Below are 14,530 nucleotides of genomic sequence, written 5' to 3'. Positions count from 1 at the left end.
ACCCCTCGATTACGGCCGCAGCCAAAATCGAGGGGTTTGTAATCAATCTGAGCTGACGCGCCTCAGCGCGTCAGCTTCTTGTACTTGGCCCGGTGCGGGATGATGGCGTCCTGGCCGAGACGGCGCATCTTGTCCTTCTCGTAGTCCTGGAAGTTGCCTTCGAACCACTCGACGTGGCTGTCGTCTTCGAACGCCAGGATGTGGGTGGCGATACGGTCGAGGAACCAGCGGTCGTGGCTGATGATCACGGCGCAGCCGGCGAAATCCTCCAGCGCCTCTTCGAGCGCGCGCAGCGTATCGACGTCGAGGTCGTTGGTCGGTTCGTCGAGCAGCAGTACGTTGGCGCCGGACTTCAGCATCTTAGCGAGGTGGACGCGGTTGCGCTCACCGCCCGACAGCGAGCCGACCTTCTTCTGCTGATCGCCGCCCTTGAAGTTGAACGCCGAGCAGTAGCCGCGCGAGTTGACTTCCTTCTTGCCGAGCAGGATCAGCTCGTTGCCGCCGGAAATCTCCTCCCACACCGTCTTCTTGGCATCGAGGCTGTCGCGCGACTGGTCGACATAGCCGAGATGCACGGTCTCGCCGACCGTGATGGTGCCTTGGTCCGGCTTCTCCTGCCCGGTGATCATCCGGAACAGCGTGGTCTTGCCGGCGCCGTTCGGGCCGATCACGCCGACGATGCCGCCCGGCGGCAGCTTGAAGGTCAGATTGTCGATCAGCAGCTTGTCGCCGAAGCCCTTGGTCAGGCCGTCGAAGTCGACGACATTGTTGCCGAGCCGCTCGGCCACCGGGATGATGATCTGCGCGGTCTGGGTCTGCTTCTCGCTCGCCTTGGCGAGCAGTTCCTCGTAGCGCTGATAGCGCGCCTTGGATTTGGCCTGCCGGGCCTTGGGCGACGAGGCGATCCACTCCTGCTCGCGCTCGAGCGTCTTCTGATGGGCCGCATCCTCGCGGCCTTCCTGCAGCAGCCGCTTCTGCTTCTGCACCAGCCAGGACGAGTAGTTGCCCTCGTAGGGAATGCCGCGGCCGCGGTCGAGCTCGAGAATCCAGCTCGTGACGTTGTCGAGGAAGTAGCGATCGTGGGTGACGATCAGGATCGCGCCGGGATAGTTGCGCAGGTGGCTTTCCAGCCACGACACCGACTCGGCGTCGAGGTGGTTGGTCGGTTCGTCCAGCAGCAGCAGGTCGGGCTGGTCTAGCAAGAGGCGGCACAGCGCGACGCGGCGGCGCTCGCCGCCCGACAGCTTGGTGACGTCGGCGTCGTCCGGCGGACAGCGCAGCGCGTCCATCGCCTGATCGACCTTGCTGTCGAGATCCCACAGCCCTGCGGACTCGATCTGGTCCTGCAGCGCCGTCATCTCGTCGGCGGTCTCTTCGGAGTAGTTCATCGCCAGCTCGTTGTAGCGATCGAGGATCGCCTTCTGCTTGGCGACGCCGAGCATGACGTTCTCGCGCACGTTCAGCGCCGGATCGAGCTGCGGCTCCTGTTCGAGGTAGCCGACGCGGGCGCCCTCGGCGACCCAGGCCTCGCCGGTATATTCCTTGTCGATCCCCGCCATGATCTTCAGCAGGGTCGATTTACCGGCGCCGTTGACGCCGAGCACGCCGATCTTGGCGTCCGGGTAGAACGACAGATGAACGTTATCCAGCACCTTGCGGGTCGGATAGGCCTTGGTCAGACCCTGCATGAAATAGACGAACTGGCGAGCCATCGTGGTCCTTGAACGCGGTGCGTGCGGGGAAAATCGGTTGTCGCTGATGTAACGGCGCGGCCCGCAAAGGGCAACCCGAGGCACCGCGGCGTTAAGTGGCAATTAAGCCTGTTCTCGTGCGTTTACGAGGCGCGAACGATTCGAAGACAATTTTAACGACCTCGACCAACACTCGTCATCGACGGCAGCGAAGACGAGCCGTTGCGCCGGAGCGCGCGGATCGCGGGGCAGAACGATGGCGAGCCTCACCACCACCAGCGAAGCAGCACACCAGCCGCAAGGCGCGCGCGACGACAGCCTGCTGGCTGAAATCCGGCTGTTCTGGCGCCAGTTCTTCGTCCAGGCGTTCTCGCCATATCGCCCCGAACTGCACTACATGCGCGGCCCCGGCCCCGCTTGGCGCGCCAAGCACGGTCACATGCCGCCGCCACGCGGCTGATCGCGTCGCGCCGACGACCCTTCGACCGGCCAACAAAACGCCCGCCGATGGCTGGCATCGGCGGGCGTCGTATTCGTTCCAGATCTTTGTATCAGCGACCGATCAGGTCAGCGGATGGTGACCGGAGCCGGCAACGGTTGCACCGAGGTCGGTTGTGCGCCCGGCAACGGAGCAAGTTGCTGAGGCATTGCCTGTCCGTTCGTGGCGGATTGCGCCTGAGCGGTCGCGGTCGGCCTGGCCGGCGAGCCCGGCAGCACCACGACACGGGTACCGACCTTGACGCGATCGAACAGATCCTCGACGTCCTCGTTCAGCATGCCGATGCAGCCCGACGACACGAATTTGCCGATCGTCGACGGCTGATTGGTGCCGTGGATGCGATACACGGTAGAACCCAGATACATCGCGCGGGCGCCGAGCGGATTGCCCGGACCGCCGGCCATGAAGCGCGGCAGGTAAGGCTGACGCTCGATCATCTCGGTCGGCGGATGCCAATCCGGCCACTCCGCCTTGCGGGTGATCTTCTGCACGCCGTTCCAAGTGAACCCGTCGCGGCCGACGCGGACGCCGTAACGCATCGCACGGCCGTTTCCGAGCACGTAGTACAGATGCGTGTTCGCAGTATCGACCACGATGGTGCCCGGCGGCTCCTTGGTTTTGAAATCAACCTCCTGCCGACGCAGGTTCGGCGGCAGTTGCACGCTCTGATCGGCTTCCGGCTGGTCTTCCGGCGGCAGCGCGGAGACCTGCAGCGGCCTGCCGTCGGCGCCGAGCTGCGGCCCGCCGGCACCGGCCTGGGCTCCGCCGACACCCGCGGGCGGACGCATGCCGTCACCACGGTCAGAATAGATCACCGAAGGCTGGCCCATCGGCTGGCCGTAGCGCGGATCGTCCGGCGACATCACCGGGCCTTGCGATGCGGCGGCCGGAGCCGCGTTCGAATACGCCGGAGCGCCCATCGGGCGGCCGTAGCGAGGGTCGTCCGGCGACATCACCGGCCCCTGCGGCGCAGCGTTGGAATAGGTCGGCGCCCCCATCGGACGGCCGTAGCGCGGGTCATCCGGCGACGTCACCGGGCCGGGTGGCGGCAGCGTGCCGGAATTGCGGGCGACCGGTGCTTCCTCGTCGTCGATGCTGTCGAAATTCGGCAGCCCGGGACGGTCCTCGCCGGCCTGCCCGACATAGGCGCCGGGAGTCGAGGGATAGCTCTGCGCGAGCGCAGCGGAGGTTCCCGCGGCGACCACGGCAGCGGACGCCAGCAACGTCAGTAAGCGCTTGTTCATCATAACCCGTTTGTAAATCGGAACGGCAACCGGACCGTTAACGGCGCCGGGATGCCGGAGGATCACGGCGCATTCAAGACAGTGCCGGCAAAATCAGGCGAAAATCGACATTCTCGGCACTTCACCGGCCCAGCGATGCCGGAAATCGGCCGACTGCGACAAATGTACCACGCTGGCCACGGCGGTCGGCCTCGACTTGGCCCGCGAATGAATCGGCGGCTTCAACGTGGCGTGATGCGACTCGTTTTGCGCTATTCTGAGTTGGCTCTGATTCGCTGCTCGTTTTGTGCTGGTCGCGAATCGGATGTCGCAGTGGTCGCCGCGTTGGTGTTGGTCGAAAAGTGTCGTCGCGTTCGAGCGTGATGACGGAATGAATCCGAGATGCTTCCCGGTTTCCGGTTCCTGTTCGCGGCGATTACGCTTGCGGTTTCGTTGCTGGTGTTCGGCCTTGGCGCCGCCGCCTTGCTCCGCGCGGCGCACGAGCAGTTCGTCAACGTGCACACGGTCCGGCCACCGTCGATCACCTTGCTGGCACGAGCGCCCGAGGGCCCGACGCCGAGTCTGAGCATGCTTCGGGTCGATCCACCGGCGTCGCCCGCCCCCGCGAGCGCGGACCACCAACCGAGCGCTCCTGCTGTCGCCGATCGTCCGGCTGCGCATGAGGACGACGGAACTCAGAAGCCAGCCCCCACCCTGATCGATCCAGCCCACACCGCAGCCCTGCAGCCGCCGGCCGCGGATACACCGGCGCCCGCACCGGCTCCGCAGACACAGACCGAACAGCCGTCGTCCACGTCAGAGCCTGCACCGCAGTCAACTTCGCTGCCGCCGCAACAGCCGACCACGGTGCCCGGCGCTGCCGCGACGGCTGCGGCGCCGGCTTCAGCCGCGCAGACCGTGACGACGCCGATCGCTCCCGACGTGCCGAAGCAGGACGACAACCAAAAGGCGGAAGCGAATGACAAGCCGGTCGCGCCGGCGCCGCTGCAGGCCGCCGCGATCGACCCGACGGCCACCGCCGCTGCCCCCGCCACACCGCCGGCGGCGGCTCCCGTTCCCGATTCCACAGCCGAATTGCTGCCAGAGGTCGCGCCACTGACCGGGCCGATCCCGACGCCGCGCCGCGACCCGCGCGAACGGCCCAAGACCGCCGCCGCCGAACAACCGGCGGCACCGACCTCCCCCACCGCCGTGGCACCGGACGACGCGGGTGCGGATCTGACCGGATCGCTCGGCGAGCAGCCGCTGCCGCCGCTCGATGCGACACCGCTGCCGGTAGCGCGGCCGAAGCCGACCGCGCGGCGCCCGCTGAAGAAGCGTCGCCAGGAAGCGCGTCGCCGCGTGCCGCGGACCGAACAGCCGCAGCAGCAACAGCCCGGCTTCGGTCTGTAAGCGAAGTTGTTCGAGGTTACGCCGCGCCGGTGGCGATCGGCGGGCCGTCCTGCAGCCCCCATTCCGACCACGAGCCGTCGTACAGCGCCGAACCGCGCACGCCCAGCCGATAGAGGGCCAGCGTGAGCACCGCGGCCGACACGCCCGAGCCGCAGGTCGTAACCACAGGCCGGCCAAGGTCGAGCCCAGCCTTTTCGAACGCGTGCCGCATCTCGTCGAGCGGCTTCATCGTACCGGTCGCGGGATCGATCAGCTCGTTGTAGGGCAGATTGCGGCTGCCTGGGATGTGGCCGGCGCGCAGGCCGGGCCGCGGCTCGGCAACGCTGCCGTCGAACCGCGGCGCACCGCGGGCATCGATCACCTGCTCGGCGGAACTGTCGAGGTTGGCAACGAGCTGATCGCGGCTGCGGATGAACGACGGGTCGAGCTCGGCGCTGAAGCGGCCCGGCACGATCGTCGGCTTGCCGGCCTCCGTCGGCCGCCCCTCGGCCATCCACTTCTTCAATCCGCCGTCGAGAATGCGGATGTCGGCATGGCCGAACGACAGGAACATCCACCATGCCCGCGGCGCCGCAGCCCAGCCGCCGGCATCATAGGCAACGACGGTGTCGCCCGACGAGATGCCGAGCGCCTCGACGTCGCGCGCGAACTGCTCCGCAGTCGGATACATGTGCGGTAGCGGGCTGGTGTGATCCGACACCGCCTCGACGTCGAAGAACACCGCGCCGGGAATGTGCGCGGCGAGATAATCCTCGGCCGGCAGCGGCAGCACGCCCGGCATCTTGAAGCTCGCGTCGATGATCTTCACCTTCGGATCGCCGAGCCGCGCGGCGAGCCATTCGGTGGAGACCAGGGGATCAGTGTGAGCTGTCATGGGATGCCGTCGCCTTTGGTCTGAGTGTCACCGCCGGGCTCGACCCGGCGATCCATCATCTTACGAAGGAGATGGACACGCGGGTCAAGCCCGCGTGTGACGATCCGACAGCGGAGATCGACGCCCAATGCGCCGCGCTCACTTCTTCTTCGGCACCCAGGCTTCGATCGGGCCGCCGGCATCGCGCCAGGCGCCGAAACCGCCTTCGATATGCGCGACCGGCTTCAGGCCCATGTCCTGCGCGGTCTTGGCGGCGAGCGCCGAGCGCAGACCGCCGGCGCAATAGAAGACGAACTTCTTGTCTTCCTGAAAGATCGGCTTGGCGTAAGGGCTCTGCGGATCGATCCAGAATTCCAGCATGCCGCGGGTGCAGGAGAACGAGCCCGGGATCTTGCCGTCGCGCTCGATCTCGCGCGGATCGCGGATGTCGACGATCACCACGTCGCTGGCGCCGGACTTGTGCAACGCGATCGCGTCCGCCGTGGTCAGCGTCTCGATCGACGCATTGGCCTCGTCGAGCATCGTCTTGATGCCGCGGGTGATGGTCTGGGACATGGTCGTTCCTTGTTTTCGTTTCTTATCGATTGAATTAGTCCGTCATTCCGGGCCGCACGCAGCGCGAACCCGGAATCTCGAAGTTCAGAGCACCGCGAAACTCCGGCTTCGCGAGCTGGCGCTCGCGCCCCGGAATGACGGCGCAATCTCGTCCTACCGCACCAGCTCGCGCATCGCGCCTTCGAGCCCTTCGATCGTGATCGGATACATCCGCTGCGAGAACAGCCGGCGGATGATGGTGGTGCTCTCCGAGTAGTCCCAATGCCGCTGCGCCACCGGGTTCAGCCACACCGTGTGCGGATAGGTCTGCAGCACCCGCTCCAGCCAGACGTGGCCGGCCTCTTCGTTGACGTGCTCGACCGAGCCGCCCGGCACCATGATCTCGTAAGGGCTCATCGACGCATCACCGACGAACACGACTTTGTAATCGTGCGGGAACTTGTGCAGCACGTCCCAGGTCGGAGTACGATCGGTGAAGCGGCGCTTGTTCTGCTTCCACACGCCTTCGTACAGGCAATTGTGGAAGTAAAAATATTCCATGTGCTTGAATTCGCTCTTGGCCGCCGAGAACAATTCCTCGACTTGAGCGATGTGGCTGTCCATCGAGCCGCCGATATCGAAGAACACCAGCACCTTCACGGCGTTGCGGCGCTCGGGCCGCATGTGCACGTCGAGATAGCCGTGATTGGCGGTCTCGCGGATCGTGGTGTCGAGATCGAGTTCGTCGGGCGCGCCGGTGCGGGCGAATTTGCGCAAACGCCGCAGCGCGACCTTGATGTTGCGGATGCCGAGTTCGACATTGCCGTCGAGATCCTTGAATTCGCGCTTGTCCCAAACCTTCACGGCGCGCTGGTGCCGGCTCTTCTCCTGACCGATCCGCACGCCTTCCGGATTGTAGCCCTCGGCGCCGAACGGCGAGGTTCCGGCGGTGCCGATCCATTTGTTGCCGCCCTGGTGGCGCTTCTTCTGCTCCTCGAGGCGCTTCTTCAGCGTTTCCATGAGCTTGTCCCAGCCCATCGCCTCGATCTGCTTCTTCTCTTCCTCGGTGAGATATTTCTCGGCGAGTTTCTTCAGCCATTCGGCCGGGATCTCGGCCTTCTCCATCGCATCGAGCAGGTTTTCCAGGCCCTTGAAGGTGGACCCGAACACCCGGTCGAACTTGTCGAGATTGCGCTCGTCTTTCACCAGCGCGGCGCGCGACAGGTAGTAAAAATTCTCCACGCTCTGATCGGCGAGGTCGGCGTCGAGCGCCTCCATCAGCGTCAGATATTCGCGAAGCGTGACCGGAACCTGCGCATCGCGCAGCGACGTGAAGAATTGAAGGAACATAACGGACAGATTGCCCGACCCTGCGGCCCCGTCAAGACGGAATACCTCTGCGGTGTCTGTTGAAAACTCGCTTCTGAGGCCTCGATACGGTCAAATCCGAGTGGCGGAATTATCAGTCGGTAAAGTATCCGGGGTGCAATCACAGGCGCCCGAAGAATGGCCGTGTCGATGTTCCCTCGCCTTGCCCTGCTCAGAAGCTGGATCGGCCGCGTTTCCACCGCGACGCTGGTCGTCACGTTGTTCGTGACGGCGCTGGGCGCATGTGTGCTCGGGCTGATGGTGTGGAAGGGGTACGATTCCCGTCGGATCGCACTGGCGCAAAATGAAACCGAGACGCGGAACTTGGCGCAGTCGCTTGCCGAGCACGCGACCCATACCTTCCAGGGGGCAGACGTTGCGCTCGAGGGCATCGTCTCGTCCCTGAAGTGGCGACCGGACCCGGGCGAATCCTTCAATCGGCGATTGCGTGCGCTGGTCGACAATCTGCCGCAACTTTCCGACGTGGCGATCGTCGATGCCGCAGGCGACGTGACCCACGCCTCAGTCATGCCGGTGCCACAGCTCAACAACGCGGACCGCAGCTATTTCGGCTATCATCGCGATCACCCCGACCAGAAGCTGCTGATTACCGGCCCGCTCCAGTCTCGCACCTCAGGGGTGTCCGTGTTCGCCGTCAGCCGCCGGCTCGATACCAAGGACGGCCGTTTTGCCGGCGTCGTGGTGGCGACTATCGCCAGCAATTACTTCGGCGACTTCTACAAGACGATCGATCTCGGCCCCGGCGGCAGCATCGCGCTGTTGCACAACGACGGCCGACTGCTGATTCAATGGCCGTCGCTGCAGAGCGGCCGCGACATGTCGGACTCGGCTCTGTTCCGGACTGCGCTGCGCCAGAGTTCCGACGGCTTCTACCTCACCGTTTCGCCGTTCGATGGTCTGGCCAAATACCTCGCGTATCGAGAGTCCAGCCGCTATCCGTTGGTGGTGACGGTGGCACGGACGAAGGACTCCGTGCTGGCCGGCTGGCGTGAGGCGGTGCGATCCGACACCACGGTGGCGACGGCGATGCTGGCTTGCGTCGTGCTGTTGGCGGCAGGGCTTGCGGCGCAGCTTCGCCGCCGTCAGGAGGTGCAAAACCTGCTGCGCGAACGCGACGCGCACTACCGGCTGATCGACGCCAATATGGGCGACGTGATCGTGCTGACCGATATGCGCGGGATCATGCGGTTCGTGTCGATGTCGGTCGAGGCCGTGCTCGGCCTGAAACCGGAGCAACTGATCGGCCGCTCTTGGACCGAGATGGTGCATGTCGATGACGTGCCGGCCCTTCAGGCGGTCGCCGAGCGACTGCGGAAATCGCAGACCGGATTGTGCGCCGAGTTTCGGATGCGACGCGCCGAAGGCGATCTTGTCTGGCTCGAAGCGAACTTCGCCTACACCCGTTCCGACGACGGCCCGGGCAATTGCGTCGTCGGCACGCTGCGCGACGTCACGCAGCGCAAGCTGATGGAGCAGGAGGTCAAGGCGCTCAATGCCCGCTTGGCGGAATTAGCACGGACCGACGGCCTCACCGGCCTGCCCAACCGCCGGTCGCTCGACGGCTTCATCGGCCGTGCGATCGGCTCCGCCGCCAGCTTGGCGGTGCTGATGATCGACGTCGACGACTTCAAGGGCTTCAACGATCATTTCGGCCATCAGGGCGGCGACGATGCGCTGCGCCAGCTCGGCAATCTGTTCAGTAATCTGGTGACTGGCATGCACGGCTTTGCCGCGCGTTACGGCGGCGAGGAGTTCACCATCGTGCTGCCCGACGCGGACGCCGATGCGGCGAAGAACTTCGCCGAGAGCCTGCGCGGCGCGGTGCGTGCACTCGCGGTCCGCAACCCCGCCTCGGCGCAGGGTTGCCTCACCGTCAGCATCGGCTTCGCCTGTGGCACTGCGCCATTCGATTCTGCGTTGCTGCTGCGCGACGCCGACATCGCGTTGTACGAAGCCAAGCGGCGCGGCCGCGACCGCTGCATCGGCGCCGCGCCGGCCGCTTTCGTCGCCGATGCCGGCCCGCTGCAGCCGGGGCAGGAGCCGGCATCGACCGCATCGGCGTCCTGACATCGCCCCCTCGCGCCGGCCGATCGCAAGCTACAATTTGCGCACGAAACCTCGGCTTGCCGCATCCTGCGAAAACGATAGCCTGTCCCGCGCGATGCGCGCTAAAGTCGCGCCTGTTGTCGGGGCATAAACCCGGCGACGAGACGAACAAGGACGAGGAGCGCAATGGGAATCGATTCCATTCTGGTCTGGCTTCTGGTCGGCGCGATCGCCGGCTGGCTCGCGGGGCTGATCGTTCGCGGCGGCGGATTCGGACTGATCGGCAACGTGGTGATCGGCATCGTCGGCGCCGTGGTCGCGGGCTGGCTGCTGCCGTTCCTCGGCGTCAATCTCGGCGTCGGAATTTTCCGCGCGATCATCAATTCCGCGATCGGCGCCGTGATCGTGCTGGTGCTGCTGGCGATGATCCGCAGAGCCTGATACCGACATCGCCTGACAGCGGTCGCCGCCTGCGGCCGCTCCCTGTTCTCTAGCCACCACCAATCAACAAACAACAACAACGGCGCGCGCGCCGGATCAGACGAGGCTGAAACGCATGAAGTTCACCGGCACCAAGGATTATGTAGCGACCGACGACCTCAAGATCGCCGTCAATGCGGCGATCGTGCTCGAACGGCCGCTCCTGGTGAAGGGCGAGCCCGGCACCGGCAAGACCGTGCTGGCGGAGGAAGTGTCCCGGGCGCTGAACGCGCCGCTGCTGACCTGGCACATCAAGTCGACCACCAAGGCGCAGCAGGGCTTGTACGAATACGACGCGGTCAGCCGCCTGCGCGACAGCCAACTCGGCGATCCGCGCGTGTCGGACATCAAGAACTACATCAAGCGCGGCAAGCTGTGGGAAGCGTTCACCGCCGAGCAGCGCCCGGTGCTGCTGATCGACGAGATCGACAAGGCCGACATCGAATTCCCGAACGATCTGTTGCTCGAACTCGACCGGATGGAATTCCACGTCTACGAGACCGGCGAAACCATCAAGGCCGCCAAGCGCCCGATCGTGGTGATCACCTCGAACAACGAAAAGGAACTGCCGGACGCGTTCCTGCGCCGCTGCTTCTTCCACTACATCAAGTTCCCGGACGCCGACACCATGCAGGCGATCGTCGACGTCCACTTCCCAGGCATCAAGCAGCGCCTGGTCGAAGAAGCGCTGAAGATCTTCTTCGAAGTGCGCGACGTGCCCGGCCTGAAGAAGAAGCCGTCGACCTCCGAACTGCTCGACTGGCTGAAGCTTCTGCTCAACGAGGAAATGACGCCGGAGCAGCTCAAGGAACGCGACCCGCGCAAGCTGATCCCGCCGCTGCACGGCGCGCTGCTGAAGAACGAGCAGGACGTCCACCTGTTCGAACGGCTGGCGTTTTTGAGCCGGCGGGAAGTGTAAAGCCTATCTCGTTCGTCATTCCGGGGCACGCATAGCGCGACCCCGGAATCCATAACCACCGCCCCGGCCGTTGGGCACGAGGTCGCGACGCCCCGGCTATCGAGAGTCGAAGGAGTATGGATTCCGGGCCTGCGCCGCTGCGCGGCGCATCCCGGAATGACAAAAGTTAGCGTACTACTCGTTACGTCATTCCGGGGCGCGCGTAGCGCGAGCCCGGAATCCCGAGACGTTCTGCCCGCTGCATTGCTTCCCCGCAGGCAGCTTCACGATCGACCCATCAGAATTTGCGTCATGGCCGGGCTTGTCCCGGCCATTTTCGTTTTGGCTCAGTCCTTTACCGCCTCGCCAGCGCAGCCGAGCAGCGCTCCTCGACCGGTTTTATGTATACATCAATCGCCAATACGAGGAATATTTTGCAGTCCATCCTTGTCATCCTACCTTTCCTGTATACAGTATGAACTCAATCAATAATGCTCAGGGAGGCCACGATGCCCGCCTTTCCGCTCAACGCCTGGTATGCGGCGGCGTGGGACGCCGACATCAAGCACGCGCTGTTTCCCCGCACGATCTGCGGCAAGCATGTCGTGATGTATCGAAAGGCGGACGGCAGCGTCGCCGCGCTGGAGGACGCCTGCTGGCATCGTCTGGTGCCGCTGTCCAAAGGGCGGCTCGAGGGCGACACCGTGGTCTGCGGCTATCACGGGCTGAAGTTCAATCCGCAGGGCCGCTGCACCTACATGCCGTCGCAGGAGACGATCAATCCGTCGGCCTGCGTGCGGTCCTATCCGGTGGTCGAGCGGCATCGCTTCGTCTGGCTGTGGATGGGCGATCCGGTGCTGGCCGATCCTTCGCTCGTTCCCGACATGCACTGGAACGACGATCCGGCCTGGGCCGGCGATGGCAAGACCATCCACGCCAAATGCGACTGGCGCCTCGTCGTCGACAATCTGATGGACCTCACTCACGAGACCTATGTGCACGGCTCCTCGATCGGCAACGAGGCAGTGGCCGAGGCACCGTTCGATGTCACCCATGGCGACCGCACGGTGACCGTGACGCGCTGGATGCACGGCATCGAACCGCCGCCGTTCTGGGCCGCGCAGCTCGGCAAGCCGGGCCTGGTGGATCGCTGGCAGATCATCCGGTTCGAAGCGCCGGGCACGGTGACGATCGACGTCGGCGTGGCCCCGGCCGGCAGCGGCGCGCCGCACGGTGATCGCTCGCAGGGCGTCAACGGCTTCGTGCTCAACACCATGACGCCGGAGACCGACACCACCTGCCACTACTTCTGGGCGTTCGTGCGTAACTATCGGCTCAGCGACCAGCGGCTCACCACCGAGATCCGCGAGGGCGTCTCCGGCATCTTCCGCGAGGACGAGATCATCCTCGAAGCGCAGCAGCGCGCGATGCTCGAGAACCCCGATCGGGTGTTTTACAACCTGAACATCGACGCCGGCGCGATGTGGTCGCGCAAGCTGATCGACCGCATGGTGGCACAGGAGAACGCGCCGAAACTGCAGGCGGCGGAGTAAGCGATGAACGACAAGGCCGCCGACCGTTCGATGTCGCAGACCGTGCGCGCGCAGCTTGCGCTGCGCGACATGGTGCTGTCCGGGCAGCTCCGCGCCGGCGAACGGATCTCCGAACTGCAGGCGGTCGATATCACCGGGGTGTCGCGCACGCCGGTGCGGATGGCGCTGGTGCGGCTGGAGGACGAGGGCCTGCTGCAGGCGATCCCGTCCGGCGGCTTCATGGTGAAAGCGTTTTCCGAACGCGACATCCTGGACTCGATCGAACTGCGCGGCACCATGGAGGGCCTCGCCGCCCGGCTCGCCGCCGAGCGCGGCGCCAGCGTCCGGCAGCTCGAACCGCTGAAGCAATGCCTCGGCGATATCGACGACCTGGTGCGGCAGGATCCGATCTCGGTCGACGCGTTCTCGGCCTATGTGGCGCTGAACGCGCGGTTTCACGCGCTGCTCAACGAGCTGTGCGGCTCGGCGCCGGTGATGCGCCAGATCGACCGTGTCGCGGCCCTCCCCTTCGCCTCGCCGAGCGCTTTCGTGATGGCGCAATCGGGACTGCCGGAGGCACACCAAATCCTGCTGATCGCACAGGATCACCACCGCGCCGTGATCGACGCAATCGAGAACCGCGAAGGCGCGCGCGCCGAAGCGGTGATGCGCGAACACGCCCGGCTTGCGGTGCGTAACCTGCGCTTAGCGCTGCGAAGCCGCACCCATCTCGACCTGTTGCCGGCGCTGACGCTGGTGACGCAGGCCGCCGACAAGTAATCGCTCTACCACCCACCGACAGGAGGCCGCGATGCGCTTCGCCGAACAGTGGACCAGCAGCACCGTCGTTTCGACCCGCGACCTGACGCCGTCGATCCGTGAGATCGTGCTCGAGCCGGATACGGCGGTCACGACCTGCGCACCCGGTAGCCATATCAACGTCGCGGTGCTGATCGATGGCAAGCCCGACAAGCGCAGCTACTCGCTGGTCGGTGCGCCGGAACAAGGACGGCTGCGGATCGCGGTGCGGCTCGCCGCTGACAGCCGCGGCGGATCGCAAGCGATGTGGGCGCTGAAGCCAGGGCAGCGGATCGACATCACCCATCCGACCTCGCTGTTCGAGATCGATTGGAGCCGTCAGCACTACGCGCTGATCGCCGGCGGCATCGGCGTGACACCGATGCTGGGGATCGCCGCTGCGCTCGCCCGCCGCGGCGCTGAGCTGACGATGCACTACGCGGTGAAATCCCGCAGCGATGCCGCGCTCCACGACGAACTGAGCAGCCTGCTTGGCGACCGGCTGCGGCTCCATGCCAGCGACGAAGGCGCCCGGCTCGACCTCGACACCACCTTCCGCGCGCTTCCCGAAGGCGCGGTGGCGGTGCTGTGTGGCCCGCTGCGGATGCTGGAGGCGGCGCGGCACGCTTGGCATCAGGCCGGACGCCCGGCGAGCGATCTGCGTTTCGAAACCTTCGGCTCCAGCGGCCGGCTGCCGACCAGCGAATTCCGCGTCCGCATCGCCGCCACCGGCAGCGAGATCGTGGTGCCGCGCGATCGCTCGATGCTGGATGCTCTGAACGCTGCCGGTTTCGACGTGATTTCCGATTGCGAACGCGGCGAATGCGGCGTCTGCGCGGTCGACGTCACTGCGGTCGATGGCGAGATCGACCACCGCGACGTGTTCTTCAGCGAGCATCAGAAGCACGACAGCGGCAAAATGTGCGCCTGCGTCTCCCGCGCCCGCGGCACAGTGACTATCGACACCTTGTACCGGCCGGATCAGCTACCGGGGGCTGCGTAGCAGCGAATCTCTCGCGTCATTGCTGTGCATGTTCAACAATTCGGTGATCGAATCCACCCATCAGGGAGGCTTCGATGCGCGACAACAGCTTCGATCGGACGATTGAAAGAAACTACATCCAGAAGTGGCGTTTTCTGATCGCTGAGTACG

13 protein-coding genes are annotated in these 14,530 nt (G+C 65.3%); 8 read left to right on the top strand and 5 right to left on the bottom strand.

Translation table 11 applies throughout. The features are described 5' to 3' along the window. Nucleotides 1-62 precede the first annotated feature (62 nt). A complete protein-coding gene (ettA, locus tag DY468_RS16200) occupies nt 63-1,712 on the bottom strand; it encodes an energy-dependent translational throttle protein EttA (protein WP_164605832.1) in 1,650 nt (549 codons plus the stop codon). Nucleotides 1,713-1,947: 235 nt separating this feature from the next. Here ettA and DY468_RS16195 point away from each other — a divergent pair, with 235 nt between their 5' ends. Next, nucleotides 1,948-2,151, top strand: coding sequence for a hypothetical protein (locus DY468_RS16195; protein ID WP_164605831.1), 204 nt, complete (start codon nt 1,948-1,950; stop codon nt 2,149-2,151). Between the two features lie 107 nt (nt 2,152-2,258). Here the strand turns inward: DY468_RS16195 and DY468_RS16190 are convergent, their stop codons facing one another. Beyond that, on the bottom strand, nt 2,259-3,437 hold the full coding sequence (locus tag DY468_RS16190; protein WP_164605830.1) for a L,D-transpeptidase: 1,179 nt from the start codon (nt 3,435-3,437) through the stop codon (nt 2,259-2,261). A gap of 435 nt (nt 3,438-3,872) precedes the next feature. On the opposite strand from DY468_RS16190, the gene DY468_RS16185 reads away from it, so the two are divergent. Further along, complete coding sequence (locus DY468_RS16185; RefSeq protein ID WP_349644290.1) at nt 3,873-4,826, top strand: hypothetical protein; 954 nt, start codon at nt 3,873-3,875, stop codon at nt 4,824-4,826. A 16-nt stretch (nt 4,827-4,842) separates the two neighbouring features. Here the strand turns inward: DY468_RS16185 and sseA are convergent, their stop codons facing one another. The 3 genes from sseA to DY468_RS16170 all read right to left on the bottom strand — a co-directional run bounded on the left by sseA (nt 4,843) and on the right by DY468_RS16170 (nt 7,584). Next, nucleotides 4,843-5,700: a 3-mercaptopyruvate sulfurtransferase gene (sseA, locus tag DY468_RS16180; RefSeq protein WP_164605829.1), complete on the bottom strand. Its 858-nt coding sequence runs from the start codon at nt 5,698-5,700 to the stop codon at nt 4,843-4,845. Nucleotides 5,701-5,838: 138 nt separating this feature from the next. Next, nucleotides 5,839-6,255, bottom strand: a complete 417-nt coding sequence (locus DY468_RS16175; RefSeq protein WP_164605828.1) for a rhodanese-like domain-containing protein — start codon at nt 6,253-6,255, stop codon at nt 5,839-5,841. A gap of 153 nt (nt 6,256-6,408) precedes the next feature. Next, complete coding sequence (locus tag DY468_RS16170; RefSeq protein WP_164605827.1) at nt 6,409-7,584, bottom strand: vWA domain-containing protein; 1,176 nt, start codon at nt 7,582-7,584, stop codon at nt 6,409-6,411. A 168-nt stretch (nt 7,585-7,752) separates the two neighbouring features. On the opposite strand from DY468_RS16170, the gene DY468_RS16165 reads away from it, so the two are divergent. From DY468_RS16165 to DY468_RS16140, 6 genes are all read left to right on the top strand, one after another. Further along, complete coding sequence (locus tag DY468_RS16165; protein ID WP_164605863.1) at nt 7,753-9,690, top strand: diguanylate cyclase; 1,938 nt, start codon at nt 7,753-7,755, stop codon at nt 9,688-9,690. Nucleotides 9,691-9,855: 165 nt separating this feature from the next. Next, entirely contained in the window at nt 9,856-10,110 is a 255-nt protein-coding gene (locus tag DY468_RS16160) for a GlsB/YeaQ/YmgE family stress response membrane protein (RefSeq protein ID WP_164605826.1), read from the top strand. 115 nt (nt 10,111-10,225) lie between these two features. Next, complete coding sequence (locus DY468_RS16155) at nt 10,226-11,068, top strand: AAA family ATPase (protein ID WP_164605825.1); 843 nt, start codon at nt 10,226-10,228, stop codon at nt 11,066-11,068. Between the two features lie 488 nt (nt 11,069-11,556). After that, a complete protein-coding gene (locus DY468_RS16150) occupies nt 11,557-12,600 on the top strand; it encodes an aromatic ring-hydroxylating dioxygenase subunit alpha (protein ID WP_164605824.1) in 1,044 nt (347 codons plus the stop codon). A gap of 3 nt (nt 12,601-12,603) precedes the next feature. Further along, a complete protein-coding gene (locus DY468_RS16145) occupies nt 12,604-13,359 on the top strand; it encodes a GntR family transcriptional regulator (protein ID WP_164605823.1) in 756 nt (251 codons plus the stop codon). 31 nt (nt 13,360-13,390) lie between these two features. Then, a complete protein-coding gene (locus DY468_RS16140) occupies nt 13,391-14,380 on the top strand; it encodes a PDR/VanB family oxidoreductase (RefSeq protein ID WP_164605822.1) in 990 nt (329 codons plus the stop codon). Nucleotides 14,381-14,530: the final 150 nt, after the last annotated feature.

The sequence above is a fragment of the Rhodopseudomonas sp. BR0M22 genome, from assembly GCF_010907035.1.
GTDB lineage: Bacteria > Pseudomonadota > Alphaproteobacteria > Rhizobiales > Xanthobacteraceae > Rhodopseudomonas.
This window is presented reverse-complemented; position numbering and strand designations above follow the sequence as displayed.

Bases quoted from the DNA above. Each gene is read 5' to 3' on its own strand.
- ettA (WP_164605832.1), bottom strand. From the start codon at position 1,712: ATGGCTCGCCAGTTCGTCTATTTCATGCAGGGTCTGACCAAGGCCTAT.
- DY468_RS16195 (WP_164605831.1), top strand. From the start codon at position 1,948: ATGGCGAGCCTCACCACCACCAGCGAAGCAGCACACCAGCCGCAAGGC.
- DY468_RS16190 (WP_164605830.1), bottom strand. From the start codon at position 3,437: ATGATGAACAAGCGCTTACTGACGTTGCTGGCGTCCGCTGCCGTGGTC.
- sseA (WP_164605829.1), bottom strand. From the start codon at position 5,700: ATGACAGCTCACACTGATCCCCTGGTCTCCACCGAATGGCTCGCCGCG.
- DY468_RS16175 (WP_164605828.1), bottom strand. From the start codon at position 6,255: ATGTCCCAGACCATCACCCGCGGCATCAAGACGATGCTCGACGAGGCC.
- DY468_RS16170 (WP_164605827.1), bottom strand. From the start codon at position 7,584: ATGTTCCTTCAATTCTTCACGTCGCTGCGCGATGCGCAGGTTCCGGTC.
- DY468_RS16165 (WP_164605863.1), top strand. From the start codon at position 7,753: ATGTTCCCTCGCCTTGCCCTGCTCAGAAGCTGGATCGGCCGCGTTTCC.
- DY468_RS16160 (WP_164605826.1), top strand. From the start codon at position 9,856: ATGGGAATCGATTCCATTCTGGTCTGGCTTCTGGTCGGCGCGATCGCC.
- DY468_RS16155 (WP_164605825.1), top strand. From the start codon at position 10,226: ATGAAGTTCACCGGCACCAAGGATTATGTAGCGACCGACGACCTCAAG.
- DY468_RS16150 (WP_164605824.1), top strand. From the start codon at position 11,557: ATGCCCGCCTTTCCGCTCAACGCCTGGTATGCGGCGGCGTGGGACGCC.
- DY468_RS16145 (WP_164605823.1), top strand. From the start codon at position 12,604: ATGAACGACAAGGCCGCCGACCGTTCGATGTCGCAGACCGTGCGCGCG.
- DY468_RS16140 (WP_164605822.1), top strand. From the start codon at position 13,391: ATGCGCTTCGCCGAACAGTGGACCAGCAGCACCGTCGTTTCGACCCGC.